Origin of the sequence: Phosphitispora fastidiosa (assembly GCF_019008365.1) — a bacterium.
In the GTDB taxonomy this organism is placed as follows: domain Bacteria; phylum Bacillota; class Thermincolia; order Thermincolales; family UBA2595; genus Phosphitispora; species Phosphitispora fastidiosa.
Map to the genome: position 1 here is coordinate 373,013 of NZ_JAHHUL010000001.1, position 25,607 is coordinate 398,619.

The 25,607-nt window shown below is 47.0% G+C and carries 28 protein-coding genes; 4 read left to right on the plus strand and 24 right to left on the minus strand.

All coding sequences use genetic code 11. The features are described from left to right. Positions 1-88 precede the first annotated feature (88 nt). Positions 89-1,129, plus strand: a complete 1,041-nt coding sequence (gene cobT, locus Ga0451573_RS01855; RefSeq protein WP_231682162.1) for a nicotinate-nucleotide--dimethylbenzimidazole phosphoribosyltransferase — start codon at positions 89-91, stop codon at positions 1,127-1,129. 101 nt (positions 1,130-1,230) lie between these two features. Here the strand turns inward: cobT and Ga0451573_RS01860 are convergent, their stop codons facing one another. Beyond that, entirely contained in the window at positions 1,231-1,788 is a 558-nt protein-coding gene (locus tag Ga0451573_RS01860) for a DUF4276 family protein (RefSeq protein WP_231682163.1), read from the minus strand. Continuing rightward, positions 1,785-2,966, minus strand: a complete 1,182-nt coding sequence (locus Ga0451573_RS01865) for an AAA family ATPase (RefSeq protein WP_231682164.1) — start codon at positions 2,964-2,966, stop codon at positions 1,785-1,787. The genes Ga0451573_RS01860 and Ga0451573_RS01865 overlap by 4 nt, the downstream gene beginning before the upstream one ends. A 214-nt stretch (positions 2,967-3,180) precedes the next feature. On the opposite strand from Ga0451573_RS01865, the gene Ga0451573_RS01870 reads away from it, so the two are divergent. Then, positions 3,181-3,627 carry a hypothetical protein gene (locus tag Ga0451573_RS01870; RefSeq protein WP_231682165.1) on the plus strand — a complete coding sequence of 149 codons (447 nt, stop codon included), beginning with the start codon at positions 3,181-3,183 and terminating at the stop codon, positions 3,625-3,627. 34 nt (positions 3,628-3,661) lie between these two features. Here Ga0451573_RS01870 and Ga0451573_RS01875 read toward each other — a convergent pair whose 3' ends face one another. The 15 genes from Ga0451573_RS01875 to pta form a co-directional block, all read right to left on the minus strand. Then, a complete protein-coding gene (locus tag Ga0451573_RS01875; protein ID WP_231682166.1) occupies positions 3,662-5,167 on the minus strand; it encodes a S41 family peptidase in 1,506 nt (501 codons plus the stop codon). A gap of 223 nt (positions 5,168-5,390) precedes the next feature. Further along, positions 5,391-6,464: an elongator complex protein 3 gene (locus tag Ga0451573_RS01880; protein WP_231682167.1), complete on the minus strand. Its 1,074-nt coding sequence runs from the start codon at positions 6,462-6,464 to the stop codon at positions 5,391-5,393. Continuing rightward, positions 6,457-7,188, minus strand: a complete 732-nt coding sequence (gene rnc, locus Ga0451573_RS01885; protein WP_231682168.1) for a ribonuclease III — start codon at positions 7,186-7,188, stop codon at positions 6,457-6,459. Before rnc ends, Ga0451573_RS01880 begins: the two co-directional genes overlap by 8 nt. After that, positions 7,181-8,419 (minus strand): beta-ketoacyl-ACP synthase II, encoded by a 1,239-nt coding sequence (gene fabF / locus Ga0451573_RS01890; RefSeq protein ID WP_231682169.1) that lies wholly within the window; start codon positions 8,417-8,419, stop codon positions 7,181-7,183. Before fabF ends, rnc begins: the two co-directional genes overlap by 8 nt. Before the next feature lie 4 nt (positions 8,420-8,423). Next, the gene (locus Ga0451573_RS01895; RefSeq protein ID WP_231682170.1) at positions 8,424-9,380 is read right to left on the minus strand and encodes an NAD(P)H-dependent flavin oxidoreductase; all 957 of its coding nucleotides are present in this window, start codon (positions 9,378-9,380) and stop codon (positions 8,424-8,426) included. A gap of 132 nt (positions 9,381-9,512) precedes the next feature. Further along, positions 9,513-9,752, minus strand: coding sequence for an acyl carrier protein (locus Ga0451573_RS01900; protein WP_231682171.1), 240 nt, complete (start codon positions 9,750-9,752; stop codon positions 9,513-9,515). 41 nt (positions 9,753-9,793) lie between these two features. Next, complete coding sequence (gene fabG, locus Ga0451573_RS01905) at positions 9,794-10,537, minus strand: 3-oxoacyl-[acyl-carrier-protein] reductase (RefSeq protein WP_231682172.1); 744 nt, start codon at positions 10,535-10,537, stop codon at positions 9,794-9,796. 1 nt (position 10,538) lies between these two features. Next, entirely contained in the window at positions 10,539-11,471 is a 933-nt protein-coding gene (gene fabD / locus Ga0451573_RS01910; protein ID WP_231682173.1) for an ACP S-malonyltransferase, read from the minus strand. A gap of 2 nt (positions 11,472-11,473) precedes the next feature. Continuing rightward, on the minus strand, positions 11,474-12,409 hold the full coding sequence (fabK, locus tag Ga0451573_RS01915) for an enoyl-[acyl-carrier-protein] reductase FabK (RefSeq protein ID WP_231682174.1): 936 nt from the start codon (positions 12,407-12,409) through the stop codon (positions 11,474-11,476). A 38-nt stretch (positions 12,410-12,447) separates the two neighbouring features. Then, complete coding sequence (locus Ga0451573_RS01920) at positions 12,448-13,461, minus strand: beta-ketoacyl-ACP synthase III (protein ID WP_331459367.1); 1,014 nt, start codon at positions 13,459-13,461, stop codon at positions 12,448-12,450. Beyond that, positions 13,448-14,467 (minus strand): phosphate acyltransferase PlsX, encoded by a 1,020-nt coding sequence (gene plsX / locus Ga0451573_RS01925; RefSeq protein WP_231682175.1) that lies wholly within the window; start codon positions 14,465-14,467, stop codon positions 13,448-13,450. The genes Ga0451573_RS01920 and plsX overlap by 14 nt, the downstream gene beginning before the upstream one ends. After that, positions 14,451-15,044, minus strand: a complete 594-nt coding sequence (gene fapR, locus Ga0451573_RS01930; RefSeq protein ID WP_231682176.1) for a transcription factor FapR — start codon at positions 15,042-15,044, stop codon at positions 14,451-14,453. Before fapR ends, plsX begins: the two co-directional genes overlap by 17 nt. A gap of 263 nt (positions 15,045-15,307) precedes the next feature. Further along, the gene (gene rpmF, locus Ga0451573_RS01935) at positions 15,308-15,490 is read right to left on the minus strand and encodes a 50S ribosomal protein L32 (protein ID WP_231682177.1); all 183 of its coding nucleotides are present in this window, start codon (positions 15,488-15,490) and stop codon (positions 15,308-15,310) included. Positions 15,491-15,511: 21 nt separating this feature from the next. Further along, entirely contained in the window at positions 15,512-16,033 is a 522-nt protein-coding gene (locus Ga0451573_RS01940) for a YceD family protein (protein ID WP_231682178.1), read from the minus strand. A gap of 47 nt (positions 16,034-16,080) precedes the next feature. Continuing rightward, complete coding sequence (gene pta / locus Ga0451573_RS01945) at positions 16,081-17,103, minus strand: phosphate acetyltransferase (protein ID WP_231682179.1); 1,023 nt, start codon at positions 17,101-17,103, stop codon at positions 16,081-16,083. A gap of 201 nt (positions 17,104-17,304) precedes the next feature. Here pta and Ga0451573_RS01950 point away from each other — a divergent pair, with 201 nt between their 5' ends. Further along, positions 17,305-18,594, plus strand: coding sequence for a nucleotidyltransferase (locus tag Ga0451573_RS01950; protein ID WP_231682180.1), 1,290 nt, complete (start codon positions 17,305-17,307; stop codon positions 18,592-18,594). Between the two features lie 122 nt (positions 18,595-18,716). Beyond that, entirely contained in the window at positions 18,717-19,952 is a 1,236-nt protein-coding gene (gene ylbJ / locus Ga0451573_RS01955) for a sporulation integral membrane protein YlbJ (RefSeq protein ID WP_231682181.1), read from the plus strand. A 316-nt stretch (positions 19,953-20,268) separates the two neighbouring features. Here the strand turns inward: ylbJ and Ga0451573_RS01960 are convergent, their stop codons facing one another. The 7 genes from Ga0451573_RS01960 to Ga0451573_RS01990 all read right to left on the minus strand — a co-directional run bounded on the left by Ga0451573_RS01960 (position 20,269) and on the right by Ga0451573_RS01990 (position 25,537). Further along, positions 20,269-20,745: an ATPase gene (locus Ga0451573_RS01960; RefSeq protein ID WP_231682182.1), complete on the minus strand. Its 477-nt coding sequence runs from the start codon at positions 20,743-20,745 to the stop codon at positions 20,269-20,271. Between the two features lie 91 nt (positions 20,746-20,836). Continuing rightward, positions 20,837-21,340, minus strand: a complete 504-nt coding sequence (gene coaD, locus Ga0451573_RS01965) for a pantetheine-phosphate adenylyltransferase (RefSeq protein WP_231682183.1) — start codon at positions 21,338-21,340, stop codon at positions 20,837-20,839. 17 nt (positions 21,341-21,357) lie between these two features. Then, a complete protein-coding gene (gene rsmD, locus Ga0451573_RS01970) occupies positions 21,358-21,942 on the minus strand; it encodes a 16S rRNA (guanine(966)-N(2))-methyltransferase RsmD (RefSeq protein WP_231682184.1) in 585 nt (194 codons plus the stop codon). Between the two features lie 86 nt (positions 21,943-22,028). Further along, positions 22,029-22,880 (minus strand): phosphate ABC transporter permease PstA, encoded by an 852-nt coding sequence (gene pstA, locus Ga0451573_RS01975; RefSeq protein WP_231682185.1) that lies wholly within the window; start codon positions 22,878-22,880, stop codon positions 22,029-22,031. Next, positions 22,877-23,770, minus strand: coding sequence for a phosphate ABC transporter permease subunit PstC (pstC, locus tag Ga0451573_RS01980; protein WP_231682186.1), 894 nt, complete (start codon positions 23,768-23,770; stop codon positions 22,877-22,879). The genes pstA and pstC overlap by 4 nt, the downstream gene beginning before the upstream one ends. Positions 23,771-23,815: 45 nt before the next feature. Further along, a complete protein-coding gene (locus Ga0451573_RS01985; RefSeq protein WP_231682187.1) occupies positions 23,816-24,664 on the minus strand; it encodes a phosphate ABC transporter substrate-binding protein in 849 nt (282 codons plus the stop codon). Positions 24,665-24,796: 132 nt separating this feature from the next. Beyond that, the gene (locus tag Ga0451573_RS01990) at positions 24,797-25,537 is read right to left on the minus strand and encodes an ROK family protein (RefSeq protein WP_231682188.1); all 741 of its coding nucleotides are present in this window, start codon (positions 25,535-25,537) and stop codon (positions 24,797-24,799) included. Positions 25,538-25,607 lie beyond the last annotated feature (70 nt).

The window sequence follows — 25,607 nt, forward strand, 5'->3', positions numbered from 1 at the left end:
ACCATATAAAGAATCCAAGGTATAAAGCCTTGAATATACAAAAAAAATTAAATAAAAAAATTTATTAAAAATCAAGGAGGAAACAAAAATGAGTTTACTTGAAAAGACCCTGCAGCAAATTGGGGATTTAGACCGTGCCAGCATGGAACAGACCCAGGAGAGGCTGAACAATCTGATCAAGCCCCCCGGGAGCCTAGGCGTACTCGAGGAAATGGTCCTTCAGCTTAGCGGCATCTACAGTGACCCTATGCCCAAAACAGGAAAAAAAGTAATCATAGTCATGGGAGCTGACCATGGTGTGGTCCAGGAAGGGGTTAGCGCATTCCCCCCAATGGTAACTATTGCTATGATGCCAACCTTTGCTGATGGAATTGCCAGTGTCTGCGTACTTGGCAGGCATGCCGGGGCAGAGATTGTCCCCGTTGATATCGGAGTGGCTGCCCCAATTGACCACCCGGGGGTCATCAACCGGAAGATAAAATTCGGGACCGATAATATGCTCAAGGGCCCGGCAATGTCCCGGGAAGAAGCCGTCAAGGCAATTGAAACCGGAATTGAGATAGCCAATAATGAAATCAGCAAGGGTGCCCGGGTTCTGGGTACCGGGGACATGGGAATTGGTAATACCACCCCCAGCAGCGCCATCCTTTCGGTTTTGGGCGGTTTCACCCCTGAAGAGGTTACCGGACGGGGAACCGGTGTTGACGACCAATCTCTTTCCAATAAAGCAGTAGTAATTCAGAAGGCCATTGAGTTAAACCGTCCGGATAAGAACGATCCTGTTGATGTCCTGGCAAAAGTGGGCGGCCTGGAAATTGGCGGCATAGCCGGAACCATACTGGCAGCATCAGCAAGCAGGGTTCCGGTTGTGGTTGATGGTTTTATCTCCAGCGCCGGTGCTCTCATTGCCGCCAGACTGGCTCCCAATTCGGTGAGCTTTATGATTCCATCACACTGTTCCGCAGAACAGGCCCACCGGACCATGCTTGAATGCGTGGGATTAAGGCCAATCCTGGATATGAAAATGAGACTAGGGGAAGGCACTGGGGCGGCCCTGGCCATGTCGGTGCTGGATGCATCAATAAAAATGCTTCATGAAGTGGGGACCTTTAAAGATATCGGCATGTAAGATAATGAGGTGTTGTACCCGATTTTCCTCGCTGCCACGGGGGAAATCTTGTACAACACCTCACCAAATGCCACAGTACGAAACATCCGGGCAGTAAGAATTTAGCTTGCTGCGACAATCTTGCGAATCCCTTCGATAAAAGCGTTAAAACTCAAAGAACAATTTGTATCAATCTTCATGAATTTAGCAATTTTTTTCGAACCACTATATTTTTGATATTCGGGCACCATTTTTTGCAGTACTTCGCACGGGTTAGCAAGTTTATCTGGGTTTCGAAATTGAGCTTTCTCTTGTTTTCTAGCAATTCCTTTGTAATTGAAAGCTTTTTCAACTGCTGAAAGGTCACCTAAAAACCATGATTCCAACTCGTGACAGACCACACGAACTAACGCATCAGTTCGTCCGCCTTCAAAGCACAGTTGCAATAGCCTTTGTTTAACCTGTTTGCAATCACTATTGTCCTGGTCACGAAGCACTACAAACTGTACTTCGGGAATTCTATAAGCACGCAATTTACGAGGAATTGATTTCTCCATGTCTGTTTTACCTTCATGTTTAATAGTATGAAAGGTACATCCGTCTGGTAATATGGATGGAAGTATTTCGTCTAAAACTGCTTTCATTGAAATCTCTTCCAATAAAAATACTATATGCTTCATTGCGGTCCAGCTCCCTCGAAGAAGCCTTGCTTCCATAATGCCCCTGGCAAATCACCTTCAACTACTAAATTTCTGAGCAGTTCATCGTCGGATGCACGTTTAACTTCACTGTAACCATCACTTTTTGTTAACCAAAATAATTCGTTTAATTCAACTCCGTTAACAAAATCAGGCGAATGCGTAGAGATAAACACTTGTCCTCCCGCTCGTGTGTAAGCTCTAAACTCTTCTGCAAGTTCAAATAAAAGTTCGGGATGCAGTTGATTTTCAGGTTCCTCAATACATAACAATGGGTGTGGCTTGGGGTCATTCAATAATAACAAGTAAGCAAACATTTTTATAGTCCCATCAGAAACATATCTCGCAACAAACGGGTCTTTAAAAGAACCATCTTGAAACCTGAGTACTATTCGTCCATCGGGAGTTTCCACTGCTTCTACAGACTTTATACCTGGGACTCTGTATTCCATTTTGCGTAAAATTTGCTTAAATTTTTCCGGATAATGTTGATACATAAACTGCGCTACTAGTGGCAAGTTCTCTCCTGTAGGCGAAAGGTGTTCTGCGTAACCCGCATCAGCACTAGCACGAGCCGCTTGAACATGAAAATCGGAAACATGCCACCCTTCAATTAATCTCCTGAAAGCAGCTACTTGCTTAAACTTTTGAAATTGCCCTAGTCCTTTAATAGCAAGAATGTCTGGCGAATCAAGTTTTTGTTCTTCACGCTCTTCCTTTACCCCTAATCTACCATATTCGCTTTCATTTACGATAGCTGTCCCTGAGCCATTTGAAAAATCCAGAAAGTGCCATGGTGCACCTTGTTGTCCACGACGATATTTTAATACTTCTCTTGATACTACTGGCAGACCAGAGCAGTCTAAACCAATATGGAGCTCATATGTAACTAATGGTTCCCCCGGTTCTGGCCTAAATTTAATTTCAAATTCGATTGGTCCTTGCTGGTCTCGTGATACAACTTCCTTAAATCCGCCTCGTTTTGTTAAGGCTGCTCTTACATTGTCTATCAAGGAATCATGCAAAAAACCAAAAGCATCGAACAAAGTTGATTTTCCGGAGCCGTTCGCTCCTAAAAAAACAACCATATCCGGTAAATTAACGAGTCTTAGGTCTTTAAAAATCTTAAAATTCTTTAACCGTAGTCCTTCAATTTTCATAAGACCCCTCCAACAATAATCTTTCAAATAATATTCTTCATAAAAATTAATTACCCTTCCAAAAACACCCTTTATTATTATATCTTGCCTAATCTTTTCTAAACAAAATTTCAATCATAGCTATATTTCGTCCGTACAAGACAAGTGCCAAACACATATTTTGTATATTATTGGTAACACTAACGGCAAATACCTTATCAAGGAGCAGGTTAATTTGCCAAATTTAATGCAGACAATCAAATCCTACGGGCTTACAGAGTTTTACTTTTCCCTTTCTGTTGCGGACAAAGAGGATCTGGCACAGTATTCCAGGTATCTCGTCTGTCCGCCGGACAAGACTGTATGCAGTCCCGGGTGTGACAGCTGTTTTCTTGTCCAAAACGGGGCCCAACTGCTCTGGGCGTCGGCGGCAAATGCAATTCCGGATAACAAACTTGACTTTGCCCGGCGGCTGCTCGACCATGCCCTGTCGATTTCCGGAAATGACGAAGACACCGCCTGGATACATGCTAACCTGGCCCAGGTTCATTACGAAAACCACAAGCTTGACCGGGAATCACTAAAAAAGAGTATTTACCACTGCCATGAACTGATAAAAATGGGGTTTATGAAATCATGGGCCAATAATATGATTGAGGAAATGAGTGTCTTCCATGTCTAATCAATAGAGTGCTTATGTTAACCGAAGTTTAGGTCTAGCTGTCCAACAACTCTACCGCCTTGGCATACTGTTTGTCTGTCTCCTTAATGAGTCGTTCCAGTTCTCTGTTCAGTGCGCTCTGGGTGGTAAAATCCAGCACCCCGTAGGAATAGAGTCCCATATCCTTTTGGAATGTGGCGACTGCCCTTACGGTTTTCACATCATACTTCATATCAGGTTCGTCAAGATCGTAATCAAGCATCTGCAGTATTTTTTCTGCATTAAAGACATCGACACTCTCGGTATGCAGAGTCGGTTTGGATTTTACGGTAAGCCGGCTGACATTGTAAACACTGATTCCGTTTAGCAATACAGGGTCCTCTACAACAACATCCGGTGTCAGCCCGACCCCGTCGATAGTCCTGCCTGCCGGGGTAAAGTACTCTCCCGTAGTCAGTTTCACCCACCCAATTATCTCATCATCGGCAGGAGTAACCTGATACCGGGAAATCAGCTCAAAACCGTCCACAAGCCTTACTCCAAGCCGCTTCTGATACTTTTCGGATGCCTCGGGTGTCAAGAGCGGAATTACATTCTGAACCCGCGATTTGCCAAAGGTCCTGGTTCCCACCAAAACCCCTGCTCCGGTATCCTGAACCGCTCCGGCCAGAATTTCACTGGCGCTCGCGCTCATACCGTTTATCAGTACCACCAGTTCATACCTGACTTTTTCCAGATCAGAATAATATTCTCTGTCTTCCGCCTCCTCAGACTTGAAGTCAAGTCTGGTAATCAGCCCTTTGGGGATAAAGTACCTGCCTGCTGCAACTACCTCATTCACCTCTCCACCGGGGTTACCCCTCAGGTCAAGAATAATTTTGCTGATATTCCTGTCCTCCATATCTTCCATGACCGGAGCAAGAAATTCCGCGGTGTTTGCATTAAAGACATCTATTTTTATGTAACCTATCTCATTATTTATTTCATAAGAAACCGGGTTGACCCTGACAGGTCCTCTGACGGCCTCAACTTTTATCACGCCCTGCTGTCCGCCTCTGATAATCTCCAGAGCAACCGTAGTCCCGGCCTCCCCCTTGATTAATGCTGAAGCATTATATATAGCAGTACCGATAATATTTTCCCCATCTACAGCGACAATCCGGTCTCCAGGAACAATTCCCGCAGCTTCAGCCGGTGATGCGGGAAACACCTTGGTGACCAGCACATAATCCCCAGCCTTTGAAATCATAACCCCGATACCAAAATACTCACCCTGCATGTCTGAAATAAAATCACTGGCTTCGTCCGGAGTAAAGAAGACAGAATAGTCGTCAAGTCCGGCAAACATTCCTTTAAGCGCGCCCTCCAATAGCTGCCTGTCAGAAACATCATCCCGGTAGTTGTCCTGAATGAAGTCCATCATACTGTCCAGATACTCTAAGGAACCGGCGTTGCTGTTTTCCTGTGCTGAAACGAAATTGGGTCCCGAAAGACATAGCAGGGTGATAACTGCAATAACTGAGACAGCTTTGCTGAGCGGCCTGCAAAAGTTCCTGTTCATGAAAATCCTCCTCAGTATAGTAACATAAAAACCAATGTTTTCATGATTCGACATTAGTTTGGAAAACCCTCTCCACCTGTAGCTCTTACCTGCGGAAAGACAAAAGGCAGATGTACCCGCAGGCGTCTCATGCCTTCCGGAACACATCTGCCTCATTGTAAATAAATATGGGCTGCCGACTGCTGACTAGCCATTTTAGCTGGTCACCAGTCGATAGCCCTTACTAAAGTTCTGTCCTGTGCATCTGGTAACAGGCCTGTTGTCCGTCAATACCAACAACCTTGATACTGCCCCTGGCAAGAACACTGCTTGGTTTGGTAATCAGGCGCTTGAGACCAATCTTTTGGGCCAAATACTTTACATTACCTGCTGAATGTCCCCTGACCACAGAAATATCCTGGTCCGGAACTTCAACTACTATTTCCCGGGCATGGGAAATACCGGCCACTTCCACCAGGAGATGTTCCAGCATATCCCTTGCCGCCGCACTCTCAACAAGCTCCCTAAAGGCGGGATGGTAAGGCCCGGCTATCACATCTCCCGTGAGGTTAATCTGTTCACTTGGCTGCAGCCCTATTCTGATTACATTAATTCCTTCCTTTTCAAACATAACCAGGATTTTTTTGCAGCGCTGCACAGCCTGCCACAGTTCCAGGGGAAGGTAATCGCCTTTGCAATACAGTTCCTCAAGATGTGTCCCCTTTAAAACCAGGCATGGATAAATCCTCACCATATCCGGCGCCAGCGCTGTCAGTTCAGACGCGGTAAACAGGTCCGCTGCCTCTGCAGCCCCGGGAAGCCCGATCATCATCTGCAGGCCCAGGCTGAAACCCCATGACCTGAGTAAGGCTGCGGCCCTCAGCACATCTCTGCTGGTATGCCCTCTGCCTGACTTCCAGAGAACTTCATCATCCATAGACTGGACTCCCAGTTCAACAGTAGAAACACCGTATCCTGACAGCAGGAGCAAAATGTCTTCCGATATCGCATCAGGCCTGGTAGAAACCCTAATGCTGTTAATATCGCCTTTGACCATGAATTCATAGGCGGGCTGCAGAAGTTCCTTCTGCAAGTCCTTATCCACTGCTGTGAAGCTTCCCCCATAAAAGGCTACTTCCCTAACAATCCCCTCACCCTTGGGCATCGTTTCCAGGTAAGATTGTATTTTTCTGCGCACTTCCCTGCTGTCGGGAACCTGCTCCAGTCCGGTAATCTTCTTCTGATTGCAGAAAACACACCGATGCGGACAGCCAAGGTCGGGAACAAAGACAGGAATAATATAATGTGATTTATTCATTATTCCACAAGCCTGCCAAATCAAGTTCGCCATTATTAATTTTCTCTAAAACATCTTTTGCCGCCAACTGTTCGGCCTCTTTCTTAGTCCGTCCGGTTCCCTCGCCCCACAGCCTGCCCCTGATACTTACTCCGGCAACAAAGGTCTTGCAGTGGTCGGGACCATGCTCCTTTATTATCTCATAGGAAAGAGGGCTGTCACAGTATTTCTGGACAAGTTCCTGAAGGTGGGTCTTATAATCTGTGATAATACCCCCATCCTTAACAACTCTCTCAATAACCGGCCCCAGCTTATCCAGAATAAACCGGTAGGTTGTGTCCATGCCGCGATCAAGGTAGATTGCTCCGATAAGAGATTCCATGGCATCTGCAAGGATTGAGGGACGTTCCCTGCCCCCGCTCCTTTCCTCTCCCTTGCCCATATACAAATAATCCCCCAGGCACAGGGAACCGGCCACTTCTGCCAATGACGGCTCACATACGATGCCTGCCCTGATCTTTGTCAGGGTTCCCTCAGGATACTGGGGATACTGTCTGTAAAGATAATCACTGATAACCAGTTCCAGTACCGCATCTCCCAGAAATTCCAGCCGCTGGTTATGCTCCATTTCAGCATTCTTGTTTTCATGGGCATAAGAACTATGGGTAAGAGCCAGGGTAAGGTGACTACTGTCATCCCATGCAATACCTAATTTTGCTTTCAGTTGATTCAGGAAATCACTCATACTTTTTCACTACCACAGTGGCATTATGACCACCAAATCCGAAGGAATTGGACATCGCCACCTTGACATTACGGCTTACAGCCTTATTGGGCACATAGTACAGGTCACACTCGGGGTCCGGGTGTTCATAGTTAATCGTCGGGGGGATGATACTATTTACGATAACCAGAGCACAAATAATGGTTTCAATGCCCCCGGCAGCGCCAAGCAAATGACCTGTCATCGACTTGGTGGAACTTATGGCAATATCCCGGGCATGTTCCCGAAAAACTTTTGTAATGGCCTTGGTTTCGCTAATATCACCAACCGGAGTTGATGTGCCATGAGCGTTAATATAATCCACTTCACCGGGGTCAATACCGGCATCCCTGAGAGCAAGTTCCATTGCCCTGGCTGCACCTTCCCCTTCGGGGTCTGAAGCAGTGATGTGATACGCATCACAAGTTACTCCATACCCGGCCAGTTCAGCATAAATCCGGGCATTCCTGGCAAGGGCATGGTCAAGTGATTCCAGAATCAGGACACCTGCACCTTCACCCATAATAAAACCGTCACGTTCCCTGTCAAAGGGACGGCTTGCCTTCTCAGGGGCATCATTCCTCGTGGACATAGCCTTCATGGAACAGAACCCTGCCATGGCCAGAGGAATAATCGGAGCCTCGGTGCCTCCTGTTACCATTACATCAACCTCACCCCTCTGGATAAGCCGGAAGGCTTCTCCGATTGAGTTTGTACTAGATGCACACGCACTGACACTCGTCAGGTTGGGTCCCTTAAAACCATAGCTAATAGCTACCTGAGCGCCTGCGATATTAGCAATCATCATCGGGACAAAGAAAGGGCTTATCCTGCCGGGGCCCTTTTCAATAAGAACCCTGGCCTGATTTTCCACGGTCTCAATGCCCCCAACACCTGAACCCAGCAGAATGCCGACACGCTCCTTTTCCAGTTGATCCGGTTGGATTCCGGCATCCTCCAGAGCTATATTTGTGGCCGCAATGGCAAAATGGGTATATCTATCCATCCTGCGGGCCTCTTTTTTATCAAGATAGTCTAATGGATCAAAGTCTCTGATTTCACCGGCTATCCTGGTAGGCAGCTGGTGTGCATCAAACCGTGTGATTGGCACAATGCCGCTCCTGCCGTTGACAATTGAATCCCAGAACTTATCCCGGCCCGTGCCAACCGGTGTCACCATCCCTACTCCGGTTACTACAACTCTTTTATCCAAATTGCTACACCCCACTCTCGGCCTTATCCATCTCAAGAAGAAGTCTTTTAAAAATTTCTTTTACCGGTAATATATCTTTTATTTCACCGACTCTTTCCCCGGAAAAAACAAGTCCGTTCTCTGTATCACCCTGCTGTGACCTGATGAGAGCCTTTAGAATGCAGAAGGACCGGGAACATTTTTTAAGACAGTTATCACAGGTATCGGGTTTCAGGTCATCTCCGTCAAACAGCCGCCTGATGAAACTGTTCATAATACTCCTTCCCGGAAGTCCTACCGGACTCTGGATAAGGACAACATCTTCAGGCTCGGCCTTAAGGTACAGTCTCTTAAATTCCTCTGAGGCATTACATTCCTCACTGGCTACAAACCTGGTGCCCATCTGGACTGCATTGGCTCCCATCCCGAAAGCCTCTTTGATGGCGCTCCCGTCAATAATTCCGCCGGCTGCAATAACAGGAATTTTAACAGCTGCTCTTACTTTGGGAATAAGATCCTTCATTGATTCCAAAGTACCCAGATGCCCTCCGGCTTCCTTACCTTCAACAACAACTGCAGCGGCCCCCAGCCTTTCAGAAAGCTGGGCTAGTTTTGGTGTTGAGACAATAGGCACAACCGGCACCCCGGAGGCTTTGCCCCAGGTAAACATATCCCTGGAAAACCCGGCCCCGGAAACAATCAGGTCAATACCTTCATCTATTGCGGTCTTCACAAGGTTAGCAAATTCCCTGGCAGCGAACATTATGTTGATACCTACTATCCCCTTGGTTAAATCCCTGGCTTTAGCAATCTCTTTTCTTAATTCATCAACACTCATCCCTGTTGCCGCGATCAAGCCTACTCCACCCTCTTCAGCAACAGCTGCGGCAAGGTCGGCTGTTGAAATCCTAACAGCCATGCCACCCTGGATTATAGGCATGTCAGGTATTAAGTCCCCGATCTTAAAGTCCGGAAATTTCATTTCTCTCCTCCATTTCTTCACTGCAGAAAGGACACAAGGCTGACAAACTCTGCAGTTAAAAACCCTCAAAGACCAGTCAGAATAATTCGTAAGGAGTCCCGCATGTATCCACGGGACTCCGGCAAACCACGCTTACTGGTTTTCCTTTTCTTCGATGTATTTGACAGCATTTCCCACAGTCTTAATTTTTTCAGCATCCTCATCAGGAATTTCCATATCAAATTCCTCCTCGAAAGCCATAACCAGTTCAACTATATCTAATGAGTCTGCACCCAGGTCGTCTACAAACGTGGATTCCAAGGTTACCTCTTCATCTTCGACACTCAACTGGTCCACGATTATACTTTTCACCTTGTCAAAAACAGCTGACATTTCCAGCACCTCCTTCCAGCAAACATCTAAGTATTTTCAAATTACTGCATTACCATCCCGCCATCAACAGCAATGGTCTGCCCAGTAATATAACTGGCCGCATCAGACACCAGGAACAAAACCGCATCTGCCACATCCTGAGGATTCCCAATCCTGCCAAGAGGAATCTGGTTTATCAGTTCTTTTTTCATATCCTCAGGTAGAGCATCGGTCATCTGGGTTTCAATAAACCCGGGAGCGACAGCGTTACATGTAATCCCCCGCGACCCCAGCTCTCTGGCTACCGATTTTGAAAAACCGATAATTCCTGCCTTGGAAGCCCCGTAATTGGCCTGTCCGGCATTTCCCATCAAACCAATCACAGACGATATGCTGACTATCCTACCATACCTCTGTTTCATCATTATCCTGGAAACAGCCTTGGTACAAAGGAACGTGCCTTTTAAGTTTACATTGAGAACTGTATCCCAGTCCTCTTCTTTCATCCGTAGTAACAGTGTATCTCGGGTGATACCGGCATTATTCACCAAAATATCTATTCTGCCAAATTCAGCTACGGCTTTTTTTACAAAATTGTCAACTTCATCTGCAACAGTAACGTTTCCTGATAGTTCCAGAGCTCGCTGACCCAGATTACGGATTTCAGCAGCAACTTCGGCAACTGATTCCTGGCTAAGGTCAACTACTGCCACATCAGCTCCACTTTCTGCAAGCCTGAGAGCTATTGTTCTTCCTATACCGCGGCCTGCACCGGTAACAAGCGCAGTTTTGCCTCTAAGAACCATTCTATATAACCTCCTTCAAATTATCAAGGGTCTTTTCTAATGACGTCACATCCTCGACATTTAAAAATATTTTTTCCCTGACAATTTTTTTGCCTAATCCCGATAATACCTTACCCGGGCCTGTTTCAATAAATACTTCTGTACCTATTTCCGCCAACTGCCTGGTGCACCCTTCCCACCTTACGGGACTGCTGACCTGTCTTAGCAGCAGCCGCCTGACCTCGGCAGCGGAACCGACCGTCTCGGCCGTAACATTTGAAATCAGCGGACAGACAGGCTCATTAAATGTAACCTTATCCAGCTCTGCAGCCAGTCGCTCAGCTGCTTCCTGCATCAAACTAGAATGAAAAGGTCCGCTCACCTGTAATGGAACAACTCTCTTAGCCCCATATTCAAGACATAACTCCATGGCCTTGTTAAGAGCCCGTGTTTCACCTGCGATTACAATCTGGCCGGGACAATTATAGTTGGCAGCTTCCACTACACCTTCCAGCGAGGCTTTCTGACAGGCCTTGAGCACATTATCTGTGTCCAGCCCCAAAACCGCTGCCATCCCGGCATCAGAGGAGCAAGCCTGCATAAACAGTCCCCGTTTCCTGACCAGCTGCACTGAATCCGGAAAGGTCAAGGCCTGTGCGGCCACCAGGGCAGAGTATTCCCCAAGGCTGTGCCCGGCAGCAGCGTCAGGAGTTATGCCATGTTCCCGCAACACCTCCCGGCAGGCTGTACTTACGGTTAGAATTGCCGGCTGGGTATTAGAGGTCATTTTCAATTCATCCTCCGGGCCTTCAAAACACAGCTTCTTGAGGTCAAATCCAAGGACTTCATTCGCCTGCTCAAAAACCTGCCTGGCAATAGAAAAACTATCATATAATTCCTTGCCCATACCTACATATTGCGACCCCTGCCCGGGGAAAACAAAAGCAGTTTTCATGGCTACACCTCCAGGGTGGCCACTACTGACCGGGCTCCTGTGATTATTTCATTTATAATTTCCTCAGCTGTCTTGATCTCTTTTATCAGGCCGGCTATCTGCCCACAGGCAACAGTGCCTGTTTCTGTGTCACCGTCAATCATGGCCGATTTCAGCTTCCCGGCGCCAAGTTCCTCCATTTCCGTAACAGGTGCACAGTTTCTTTCCATTTCTTCATAAAGTTTGGTCAGCTTGTTTTTCAGTGACCTTACCGGATGACCGGTAACACGACCGCTGACTGCAGTATCCCTGTCCTTTGCCTTCAAAATCATCTGTTTGATGTTTTCGTGAATTTCGCACTCCAGGGCACACATAAACCTCGTTCCAATCTGCACTCCTGCTGCCCCGAGGGCAAGAGCCGCAACCACTCCCCTGCCGTCCGCTATTCCTCCGGCTGCTATGACAGGTATTTTCACAGCATCAACAACCTGAGGAACCAGCGCCATTGTCGTTAACTCACCAATATGTCCTCCCGATTCCGTACCCTCGGCCACCACAGCATCTACTCCAGCCTTTTCCAAACGCTGAGCCAGGGCTACAGACGGAATCACAGGAATAACTTTTGTCCCAATCTCCTTAAGCTGGGGTATGTATTTTGCAGGGTTTCCGGCTCCGGTTGTAATCACCGGCACCTTTTCTTCGAGAATAACCTGCATTACCTCCTCAACAAAGGGTGACATCATCATAACATTGACCCCAAAAGGTTTAGCCGTTATTTCCCTGGCCCTTATCACCTGTTCCCGGACCCATTTTCCGTCATTATGGCCTGAACCGATGATACCCAGGCCCCCGGCTTCAGATACGGCCGCTGCCAGCGAAGCCGTAGAAACCCATGCCATTCCGCCTTGAATAATGGGATACTCTATACCCAGTAAATCACAGATCACAGTTTTTCTCATCTAATTCCTCCTACTGATTATTCCAAATGTTCTTCCGGTTATACTGCCCATCTGATTACCCCGGCTCCCCATGTAAGGCCTGCTCCGAAGCCCACCAGGGCAATATTGTCACCTTTTTTGATTTTCCCTTCAAGCAAAGCTTCATGTAAGGCAACTGGTATTGATGCCGAAGACGTATTTCCGTATTTGGCAACATTTACATATACCTTTTCATCCGGCAGTCTCAGCCTCTTTGCTGCAGCCTTAATGATCCGGATATTGGCTTGGTGAGGTATAAAAAGATTAATGTCTCCGTTGGTCATCCCAGCTTTGAGAACAGCGTTGGCAGCACATTCACCCATAATGCGGACAGCAAATTTAAATACCTCTGAACCAGCCATTTGTAAATATTCTGCGTATCCGGCCCTGCTTTCTTTACCGGAAGTTCCCGGGATCCCGCAGCACAAGGATCCGGCCGCACTGAGCTTTAACAACTCGCCGCCGGAACCATCGGAGCCCAGTTCGAGGGAAAGAATACCAAACCCCTGGTCAACCGGTCTCAAAACTACCGCACCGGCGCCGTCTCCGAATAAAACGCAGGTATTCCTGTCGCCCCAGTCAATTACCCTGGATAAAGCCTCTGCTCCAATAACCAAAACTGTTTGATACATACCGGTTTGAACAAACTGGCTGGCTACAGCCAATGCATATACAAAACCGGTACATCCTGCGGAAACGTCAAATGCTGCCGCCTTTATGGCGCCAATCTTTTCCTGTACCAGACAGGCCGTTGACGGAAAGTACATATCAGGCGTTACAGTGGCCACAACAATTAAATCAACTGCATCAGGTGTTAATCCGGCATTTTCCAGTGCCATTTCTCCTGCCTTTACGGCGAGGTCAGAAGTTGTCATGGTTTCGTCAATAATCCTGCGCTCTCCAATACCTGTCCTTGTTTTCACCCATTCATCAGAGGTATCAACCATTTTTTCCAGTTCCTGGTTTGTTAATACCCTCTCCGGAAGACAAATACCGGTACCGGTTATCCCCACCGGTATGCTACCCACTGGCACTGTCATCATCTCCATTCGGTTTCTCCGTAATACTGTCTTTTATACAATTAACTACATGAATCTCAACACATTCTTTGGCCACCCGGATGGCGTTTTTGATTGCCCGGGCTTGTGAACTGCCGTGGCTGATAACCGCTACTCCATTAACTCCCAGGAGGGGAGCTCCGCCGCTTTCAGCATAATCAATTTTTTTCCTGAGGCCTTTGGCCTGCGAAAATACCAAGGCAGCGCCGATTTTGACAAAGATGTTTTTCATGAACTCTTCTCTGAGCATAGACATAAGGTCCTTGGCCAGGCCTTCACCAAACTTCAGGACAATATTTCCCACAAAGCCGTCACATACAATAACATCGGCAATTCCGCCCGTAATGTCACGGCCCTCCACATTGCCCACAAAATTCAGCCCGCTTTCCTTAATAAGCTGATATGCTTCCACATATAGGGGATTCCCCTTGGTTTCCTCTTCGCCGATGTTAAGCAGGCCTATCCTCGGGTTTGTTGCACCAAGAATCTTATTAGAATAAATACTACCCATAACCGCAAACTGGAGGAGGTTTTGGGGATCACATACCGCATTTGCGCCTACATCCAGAAAAAGGCTTCTGCCTTTTACTGTAGGAAGCACGCTAGCAATAGCCGGGCGGTGAATGCCTTTTATCCGTCCCAGTCCCAGCAGGGCCGCACCCATAGCCGCTCCCGTATTGCCTGCCGAAACAACCGCATCAGCAGCGCCTTCCTTTACCAGCCTGGTACTGACAACGATAGACGAATTCTTCTTCTTTCTGATAGCTGCTCCAGGCGCTTCTCCCATTTCAATTACTTCCGGAGCATGAATCACGGAAACAGCGGCTTTTCCGATTTCATATTGGGCCAATTCCTTTTTGATCCTAACCTCATCCCCAACCAGGATTATTTCCAATCCAAGCTCCTGTGATGCTTCAACTGCGCCTTTAACTGTTTCAACCGGGGCGTAATCGCCTCCCATGGCATCAACCGCGATTTTCAATTTTTACTCCCTCCTCGAGGTCAACGGCAAATACTCTGAATTTGCCTTTAAAAACCACCTCAGCTCCGGATTTGGATGTTACCGAAATATTATATTTATTACCACTTTTGCTGTTTATAACCGCCTTGGCTACAATTCTCTCCCCCAGTGAAATGGGCCTTTCAAACGACACCCTAGCTACACCCGTAAGAGCCACCTCGGCATCAACAATGGCTACAGCCAATGAATTTGCCTGGGCAAACAGGATATGCCCCCTGGCAATCCGGTTCCTCTCAAACACCATGTCCCCCGTTATCTCCAAGAGGGACAGACCGGATTTTTCAAGTTCAAGGTCGATTAGATCACCAATAATTTCCCTGCCTGCCAGGGACTTGACCTTGGCATAAGAGTTCTCGGCATACTGCTTTGTTCTTTCACGAAGTTCAGGAATACCCATTTCAAGCCTGTCAAGCCTGATAGTCTGCACACTGACATTAAACATGCGGGCCAGTTCCTCATCTGTAACAAACGGGTTCCCGGCAATAAATGAATTTAGTTTTTTGTGTCTAATGGGTTTTGGCAGAGATACACTACCCATTCTTCCCCCACCACCATTTATATTTAGTACCTGGTCCTAACAATAGTATATAATACCATCTTTTATATTGCAAGATATCACAGAAAAATATTCCTCCAAGCAGTAGATGTCCTGTCATTACTAATAAATTTCATCGCTCTGGGAGCCTGCAAAAAATAATCCTCTATTCCGAAATTACTCCGGGATAAACAAATAAGCAGGCTGTCCCTCTGACAGCCTGCCATAATATTTGATCAGGAAAACACCTGATGCGACCAATACAATTATTCATTTACGGTTGCAATAACCTCTTTATCCTTGTAATAGCCGCATCCCGGGCAAACCCGGTGAGGCATTTTGGGTTCATGGCATTGCGGGCATAAAATGAACCTCGGGGCTTCTATCTTCTGCTGTGCTCTGCGCATGTTTTTCCTGGTTTTGGAATGTCTTCTCTTCGGTACTCCCATTTCCTACACCTCCTTTAAATCTCAGCGGTTAAAATACTTTTTCAGGACTTCCATCCTGGGGTCTATCTCTTCTTTAGTGCATTTACAGGTTTCATTATTCAGGTTGACACCGCAAAGGACACATAGACCCTTACAGTTTTCGTCACACACGGATTTCATGGGAATATGCAGGTAAAGGTTTTCCCTGATAACACTGCCAAAATCAACTTTGTTCCCTTGAAAAATGTGAACATCTTCCGGATCCCTGACCTCGTCAGACAACCCCTGAGCATCAAACTCATGGCAGAAATCTTCCTTAAAGTCAAAGCCTGCATGGTATGGATACCGCTCCACACACCGGCTGCACACCAGCTCAGTGTCACCGTCGAATCGCCCACTAAAGACAATTACCTTCCCGGTGTTTTTAACATCAAGGGAAATCTGAACCGAATTGACGAATTCAACCCTGTCATTCCCCAGTGTCAGAGGCTCGATATCCTTCCGGAGATCAAAATGAAATTTTTTTCCCGGTATCTTCCTGACAGTAGTTAGATCGATGAACATATTATCCACCTCATAGTATCACAACAAGTATTATACTCATTAGGGATTTACTTTGTCAAGGAAAAAGTGACTTCCCCTGCCTTAATTTCCATATTGTGAGCCTGAACCGCAGTTATGGCAGTTACATTAACTATATCTTCCACACTGCAGCCTCTTGACAGGTCATTTACAGGCTGGGCTATCCCCTGTAGAATAGGGCCAATCGCTTCTGCCCCGGCAAGCCGCTGCCCCAGCTTGTAGCCAATATTTCCTGACTGCAGATCCGGAAATATCAACACATTGACCCGTCCAGCCACAGCGCTCTCAGGGGCCTTGCTCGCTCCCACATCAGGAATCAGGGCTGCATCTGCCTGCAGCTCCCCATCAACACTAAGGAATGGATATCGTTTACTCGCTATGGCCGTTGCCTGGCGCACTTTGGCCACCATCTTATGTTCCGCACTGCCTTTGGTGGAAAAGGAGAGCATCCCAACCCGCGGTTCATCAATTCCGGCCAGTGTTTTGGCAGTCATTGCAGAAGAGTATGCAATTTCAGCCAGTTGCTCCGCTGTTGGGTCAGGATTAACAGCACAATCGGCAAAAACCATCACACCCTGCTGGCCAAAGCTCCGGTTGCCCATTATCATTATAAAGGCTCCGGAAACAACTGATATGCCTGGCGCTCCCTTGATAATCTGCAGGGCCGGTCTGAGAACATCTGCCGTGGGGCTCAATGACCCCGCAACCACTCCATCGGCATATCCCGCCTTGACCATCATGGTCCCATAATACAGAGGGTTTTCCAAAAGGCGGTCCGCTTCCTGTTTAGTCAGCCCTTTGCCTTTTCTTAGCTCATAGAGCATTCCACTGAGTTCTTCCTTATGGTCCTGTGGAAAATCCACATATTTTATACCCGGCTTTATGGGCCAGCGTATATTATGCCTGTTGCCTTTTAACAGCATGACCTCCGCAACGCCGGTTTCAGCTACTACCTCTGCAGCCTCCCGTACCCTGGGGTCGGTAGATTCGGGAAGTACTATCCTGGCCAAATGCTTTTTTGCCTTTTCCCTTATCTGTTTAAGCAGCTTCATGGTCCTCCCCCTTCATCCGGGAACAACTATTATAGTTATTACACAAAGAGGAAGTTTTCATCATAATTTTTTAACTAAAATATACCCAAAGCTTAACATATGGCAGGTTTTATTGGCTTAAGATGGAAATAATATAGTAACTAACCTGTTTGTCAGGCTGGAACACACCGGGAACAGACAGGAAAAATTTAGGAGGCGCCAATGAATATAGTCGGAATTATTACTGAACATAATCCATTTCATAATGGACACCTGTATCATGTCCGGAAAGCCAGGCAAGAATGTGCAGCTGACCTGGTGGTTTCCGTGATGAGCGGGCATTTTTTGCAGCGGGGGGAACCAGCCCTGTTCAACAAATGGGCCCGGGCCGAAATGGCAGTGCGCAGTGGTGTCGACCTGGTAGTGGAGCTCCCGACTGCATTTTCGGTGCGCAGCGCCAGTGCCTTTGCCCTCGGTTCTATTTCCCTGCTGGATAGAATGGGTGTGGTCACCCATGTCTGTTTTGGCAGTGAAGCAGGCAATACTGATATGCTGTGGCCTGCAGCCCGGGTGCTGGCCCGCGAGCCGGTAAAATTCAAAGAAATCCTAAGTACGCTGCTCAGTACCGGTCTGCCCTACCCCGCAGCCCGAGCCGCAGCCTTAACCCGTCACCTTGCCCAACAGGGAGTTGAGGTGACTGAAGAAACCTTTAAAAGCCCCAACAACATCCTTGGCATTGAATACCTGAAGGCGCTGATAAATACCGGCAGCAGCATCGTGCCCGCTGCTATCAAGAGATTTGCCTCCGGCTACCACGACAGAGAAATCGGCACTGACAGCGCCGGAGTGGACAGCAATAATATTATCAGCGATGCCCCAGCCAGTATTGCCAGCGCCACCAGTATCCGGGAACGCCTGATAAGTGACAATAACCGCACAGATGGTATTGCAGCGGTTGTCCCGGCTGCGTCTCTGGAAGTGATTAAACGTGAGATTGCCGGCGGTCAGGGGCCTGTCTATATAGATAACTACGACAGGATTCTGTTTTACCTGCTGCGAACCCTGTCTCCCGAATACCTGTCACTGTTAAATGATGTTGGCGAGGGTCTGGAAAACCGTATTCTGGAAATGTCCCTTACAGCCGGTTCGGTCAGGAAGCTGCTGGAAGGGATTAAGACAAAACGCTATACCTGGACACGGATACAAAGGATACTCTCATACATCCTCCTGGGTTATACCAGGGACATGGCAGATGCCTTTGAAAAAAGCGGTCCTTTATATGTAAGAGTTCTAGGACTGTCGGCCCAGGGCCGGGCATCCCTGAAAAATATAAAAAAACAGGCCTCAGTACCTGTCATCACCAGGACATCACCCTACCTTGGTCAAGGTGACAATGTGTCTCAAATGCTAGCTTTTGATGTCAGAGCTACAGACATTTATACCCTGCTTTATCCGGGTCGGATCGTAACGCGCCAGGGCCTTGACTGCAAAATCATGCCTTTTGTCAAATGACCCTGTGCTGATAGGCGCATACCTGAACTCCTTATTTTTTTTCGTTCTACCAGACAGGTTCTCTTTATATAATTTTAGTGCCGAATACCTACCGGCGTAACATTATATGGGGGGAACTTATTATGCACCCGAATCAAAGGAAAATCCGTTTCACTGCTATATGCCTGATTGTTCCTGCAATCGTCCTTTTAATATTCTGTATGGTCATTTATCCAAGAGAAGTTTTTGAGGCCTCTAAGGCAGGAATAAGCGCTTGGTGGAACATTGTGTTTCCGGCGCTGCTGCCCTTTTTTATCAGTTCTGAACTCCTGATGAGCTATGGTGTCGTCCAGTTCATGGGAGTGCTCCTGGAACCCGTGATGCGTCCCCTGTTTAACCTTCCCGGGGCAGGTTCCTTTGTCATGGCAGTTGGATATAGTTCCGGATTTCCCATCAGCGCCTCTCTGACCGCTCGCTTACGAAAAGAAAGGCTCTGTACCAGATATGAAGGTGAACGTCTGATGTGTTTCACTAACAATGCTTCTCCCCTGTTTATGCTGGTGGCCGTAGGTGTGGGCATGTTCGGCAATCCACGTCTGGGTGTCGTCATTGCCCTGGCTCACTATGCAGCTAATTTCATCCTTGGTCTGCTGCTCCGTTTTTACAAGACCAATGACCCCGAATTCACACCCAGAGTTGAACCAAAAGATAATATCCTGCGCCGGGCCCTGGCAGAAATGCATAAGGTTACGGGGTCAAACCCGCTCCCCTTCGGGAGAGCGCTGGGGGATGCGATAAGTTCCTCTGTCAACAAACTCCTCCTGATCGGAGGTTTTGTAATTGTCTTTTCTGTTATCATCAGGGTAACCATGCTTACCGGGGTCATGTCCCTGATAACTCAGGCGCTGAGTATCCTGGCGGCGCCTGCCGGATTTTCCGATGCCGCTGTCAGCGCACTGGGCCAGGGTTTTTTCGAAATGACCCTGGGTACCAAAGCGGCTTCAGAAACAGTTTCTCCACTGGCCCAAAGAGCTGCCGCAGCCAGTATCATTCTTGGCTGGAGCGGACTGTCGGTTCTGGCCCAGGTGGCTGCAATGACAGGAGAAACAGATCTAAGAATGAAACTGTTTACTCTGAGCAGAATCTTTCACGGCTGTTTGGCCGGCTTGTTATGCTCCATTATGCTTAATTTAAAACCGGTCCTGATCTGGCTGGCAAAGCCGGCAGTCGCTGTTCCCGGTTCAGGATATACTTTTTCCTGGTGGTTAAGCCTTGCCATAAGCAGCAGGCTCTGCTTTTACACAGTAACATTCTGGGTTGCCACAGCGCTAGTTGTTTATATATTTCGTACTTTTTCCGTTATTCGGATACGCATCTAGATCTCGGGCTGCAGCCTGCCCCTTGCGGATGTTTGTGGAAAAGACAATCGTATCCTGCAGTATAACAAGAAAATTGACTTCGTCAAATTTATCTTCGATGTCAATTTTCTTGTTCAAAGGGGGCCAGCCCCCTATGACGTCGCTTCGCTCCTGTTACCCCCGGAGAATAGGGGGCATACCCCCTATAACCCCCATTATTAAGGAAATTATCCACAACCCTGCAAAAGGGTAATTTCCTTAATAAATAAAAAAGCGCATGTCTTTAAAACACGCGCATAAGTTATGTATTCCTGGATGCATCAATGCATGCCATATATTACTCAGTGGGGGCAGCTTCCTGCTCACTTTTCGGCGGAGTGCGGAGTTCTTCTCTGGCATTCCTGATCTGATTCAGAATTTTTTCGATATTATCCTCACCCTTGCCCAATAGATCGTCCGCATACTGGTATGCGCCAATTTTAATTTCCCGGGAAATGGTTTTAGCTTGTTCCATTACTTCGGAGGCCTGTTCCCTTGCCCGTTTCACCAGCTCATCTTCACCTGCCATCCGGCTCAGTTCATCCCGGGCTTCAATAACAATTCTCTTGGCTTCATTTCTGGCTTCCTCGATTATTCGTTCCCGCTCCACAGCTACTGACTTGGCCAGACGCATTTCCTCGGGGAGAGCGGTGCGAATGTGGTCAATCATATCAAGAATCAGGTCATCATCAATCAGTATTTTACCGATTAAGGGGACCTTGGTGCTTTCTTCAACCAGTTCTTCCAGCTCATTCAAGACATCCAGGATATCCATGTCCATTCCTCCCAATAACAATGTTTTACCTGAAACTACAATTATATTTCAACCCGGAAAGGCATTTTCCCTTTTTATGGTGTAAACAATTTCAGGAGTTTTTACTGCGCTGCCATAATTCTTCGAATCTTTCTTTCAAAGCCTGCTCCACTATACTGGGAACAAAATCAGCGATACATCCTCCCAGTGAAGCCACTTCTTTGAGCACACTTGAACTCACAAATGACCATTTTGCCTGTGACATCATAAATACAGTCTCAACATCAGGCTGAAGTTTTTTATTGGTCAAGGCCATTTGAAATTCATTTTCGAAATCCGAAATTGCCCGCAGTCCTCTTATGATTACCTGGGCGTTTTTTTCAGCTGCATGCTTAACAGTTAAGCCTTTAAAGCTGTCGACTGATACATTGCCGTATGACTTAAGGGCTTCCCTGAGCAGTTCTACCCTCTCTTCCAGGGTGAACAGTGGAGTCTTGCCGGAATTTATAGAAACAGAAACAATAACATGCTCAAATAGAGCGGCAGCTCTTTCAATTATATCGATATGGCCATTGGTCACAGGATCAAAACTGCCGGGATATATAGCAAGTCTCATAATAAGCCACCTTTCTGTTAACACTGCCCCTCTCCGCGCGTAAAAGCCCCGGATTCCATCCGATAAAATGACAGCATCGTATCACCATACCTCTGCTGCCTAAACAACCTGAAGCAGAAAATTTTTTCCGGAAGCACATCTACTTTGCTGCTTTCTGCAATAATTACGCCTTCAGACCTAAGAATCGGACTACGACACACCTGGCCTATGCTCTGCTGCACAAGTTCCCTGCCGTAAGGAGGGTCCATATAAATAATATCAAACTGTTGTTTTCTTTTTGCCAGCACCGCCACAGCATTATCCGCATCTGTACAAAAAACCTCCGCACTGCCGGACAAGCCGGTCAACTCAAGGTTATCACTAATTATTTTAACAGCCCGCGGATTTTTTTCGATAAATACAGCCCTCTCGGCTCCCCGGCTGATGGCTTCAATGCCAATTGCCCCGGTTCCTGCATAAAGGTCCAGAAAACGGCATCCGGGAATCCACTCAGTGATAATGTTGAAAAGGGATTCTTTTGTGCGGTCCATTGTGGGCCGGGTTTCCATACCCTTTAGTGACTTCAGCCTGCGTCCCTTTGCAGTACCGGTTATTACCCGCACCTGTTCCGCTCACCTCTTTGGAGGATTTTTAGCACATCCAAATTATAACACAATTTCATCTAAAAATCGATTTTATTATTGCACTATCAAGAAGATTTGGCAATAAATCTTTTCATTATCTGATTTGCCGCAGTATTTATAATGAATATTGTTATAATTAAAACTGTTGCCGTACCAAAAGCCTTCTCAGTGGCCTCCTTTGTACCAACTTCCATAGCAACCAGGTAAAGGTGCATGGACATGGTCCGCGCCGGGTCAAACACGCTTTCCGGCAGCCTCAGGGAACCTCCGAGGGTTAACATCAGAGCAGCGGTTTCTCCGATAACGCGGCCTATGGAAAGAATCACTCCGGTGATAATTCCGGGCAAAGCGCTTGGCAGCACAACCTTCACAATAGTCTGCCACTTAGTAGCGCCTAAAGCCAGACTGCCTTCACGGTATGAGGATGGCACCGTTTTTAGAGCTTCCTCCGAAGTCCTTACCAAAGTTGGCAGAATCATCGTAGCTCCGGTGAGGGCGCCTGATATCAAGGACCATCCGTGAGTAATGGGTTCCAGCAGAATTACAAAAAAAGCAAAGCCAAACAAGCCAAATACAATAGAAGGTATCCCTGCCAGAGCTTCGGTACCGAATCTGATAATCCGGGTAACTTTCCCTTCCCTGGTATACTCGGTAAGGAAAATAGCAGCCCCGACCCCGATTGGTGTAGCTATCAACAGTGTTAAGAGCGTAAAATATATGGTAGCCACAATGGTGGGGAAAATACCGCCCTGAGACCCCATCTTCCTGGGTTTCTCGGTCAGGAATTCCCAATTAACAACATGGAGACCTTCAAAAAGAACATATCCGATAACAAGCATCAATATGGCCACAGTGGAAAAACCTGCAATCCAAAGTGCTGTTTTGGCTATTTTCTGGCTTGTTTTAACTGAGATCATGACTGGCTGACCCCCTTTTGGGCGAGAAAACTAGCCACTGTATTCAGCAGCATGATAATGACAAACAGAACTATACCGGTTGCAAACAAAGCCTTAACGTGATCACCGGCAGCATATCCCATTTCAATGGCAATATTCCCGGTCAGGGTACGGACCGGTGCGAAGATTGAGTCCGGGACAGCAACTGTATTCCCCGCAACCATGATAACTGCCATCGTCTCTCCAAGGGCACGTCCCATTCCCAAGACAATAGCTGCTATGATGCCTGAACTGGCGGCAGGTATGGTAACTTTGTAAATTGTCTGCCAGTCTGTCGCCCCAAGTGCAAGTGATGCTTCTTTGTATTCATTAGGGACGGAACGGATGGCATCTTCAGATATATTTATTACAGTAGGTAATATCATAATAGCAAGAATAATGGCAGCTGACAGCACACTGTACCCTCTTTGGTATTCTGGCTTCAGGATATTAGCCAGATATGTCCTTTCTATATGCATCAGTAGTTCATTAACTATAACCATCCCAAACAGGCCATAAACAACTGAAGGAATACCGGCCAGGAGCTCCACAGCCGGTCTCACAAATTTACTTACTCTGGGAGGAGCAAATTCTGCCAGGAAAATAGCTGTAGCCACCCCAAGAGGTACTCCCAGAATAAGGGCGCCAAAGGTAACCGCAAAGGTACCCACTATCATGGGCAGAATTCCAAAAATATCTTTTGTGGGATACCATTCTTGTCCCAGCAGAAAATCAATCACACCTACTTTTTTTATGAGAGGTAACCCTTCGATAAAGATGAATCCTCCGATTAAAACAACTGTGATTACAGATATGAATGCGCTGAATAAAAGTATTTTTTCATATACTTTTTCCTTCGCCTTGTAGTCCAATATGCATCACTCCCAACGGAATTAGGGCGGACATTGTCCGCCCGCTTATTTTACAGGAATGAACTCTTCGGCAACTATTTGCTGGCCTTCTGCACTAAGTACAAACTCAATAAAGGCTTTGGTGGCAGCATCAGGTTCACCCTTGGTGAGGTAAAGAAAAGGCCTTGCAATCTTATATGAACCATCAATTACAGTCTCAGCCGAAGCTGCAACTCCGTCAACTTTTACCGCTTTGACAGCGCTGTCAACTGAACCCATGGAGATAAATCCGACAGCATAGGGATCACTGATGACACCTTTTTTAACCGCACCGGTGGAGTTCTGGACAATAGCATTAGCGATAAATTTGGCATCATCACCCAGCACTATTTCCTCGAAAGCGCCTCTGGTACCCGAACCTGCCTCACGGACAATTACCGTAATCGGCTTGTTTCCTCCGCCAACTTCATTCCAGTTTTTAATTTCACCGCTAAAAATCTTCTTAACCTGTTCCACAGTAAGGTCTGCCAAATTATTGGCCGGGTTAACAACAACTGCGATCCCGTCCCTGGCAACAGCTGTTTCCGTCAGGCCATAGGCTTTTTCTTCGTCTTTCAGTTCCCTTGAAGAAGTGCCAATATTAGCTGTTCCTGAATTCGCGGCTTCTACTCCGGCGCTTGACCCGCCACCCTGTACATTAACCATCACATCAGAATACTGTTCTTCAAAGGCGGCTACCAGTTCCTCCGACAATGGCTGGACTGATGTGGACCCGGCTACCTTGACCGTTCCACTGACGTCGGAAGCATTTTCATTATCCTTTTGTTCTGAACGTCCGCATCCTGCAGCAAATACTGCTGTAACTACTACCAGTACCATCACTGCTGCGATTTTTAAACTTTTCAAAGCATGCATCTTCCCGATTCTCCTCCCTTTGCTCTGCTGTTTTGTTAGCAGGTATCTGACTACCCACAACTGTGATTATAGATGATTAATGTAAAGATGCAATTGATACCATGTTAAGATTGTGTTAATTCTTGTAAAGTTTTATCTGAGTTCTAATGCAGCCAATCCGGCAGCACCGTAAAGCGGCGCTTCCTCGCCCAACTCCGCCGGCAGGATATCCGGCATATTCTTTCCTGCGTGCCTGTGCCAGGACAGGTTTACTGTTTTCCAATAGCTCTCATTCTCAGTTCCTGGTAAACCGTGAAAGACAATCACGCCGGCGCTGATTTCCCCGGAAAGTCTCCGCAGCTCCGGAAAAAGTTTCCTGTCCCACTCCTTAACTGTCCCGTAATCCCCGGCATCGCCCGTGAATACTTTGATTTCGTCTCGCAGCAGCCTGCCGTCTTTAATAATTCGTACCTCAACACAGTCCCCGAAATAGACCGTAATTGTATTTTTCTGTCCCCATCCGGCACCCTCTTTCAATTCTGCCAGGGCAATCACATTAAGAAGGTCGTCTACAAAAACCGGTTTGTCCAGTAAACGCTGCGCCATCGCGGTAATAGGCACGTTTTCCCATTTCATTTCAGGCGCGGTTGTGATCACACCGTTTTTAAAATCAACCTGGCCGTCGATTGCAATACCTATCCCGGCAACATTTTCATATTTCGAGCCACGATAATCAACGAGGTACTTAACACCTGCAGACAACCTTTCCACAACAAGGTTAGGTTCATGAATATCCAAATTCTCTTCCCGGAAATGCAGGTAATGGCCCCGCAAATCAAACATCCCTACCTTTACGGAATTAGCTTTAATATGAACACCCATTGTATATCTCATACCATTCCCACTCCTTCTTTATGATTAGCTGTCGAGACATATCTAATACTGTTTGTTTATATTACCATTT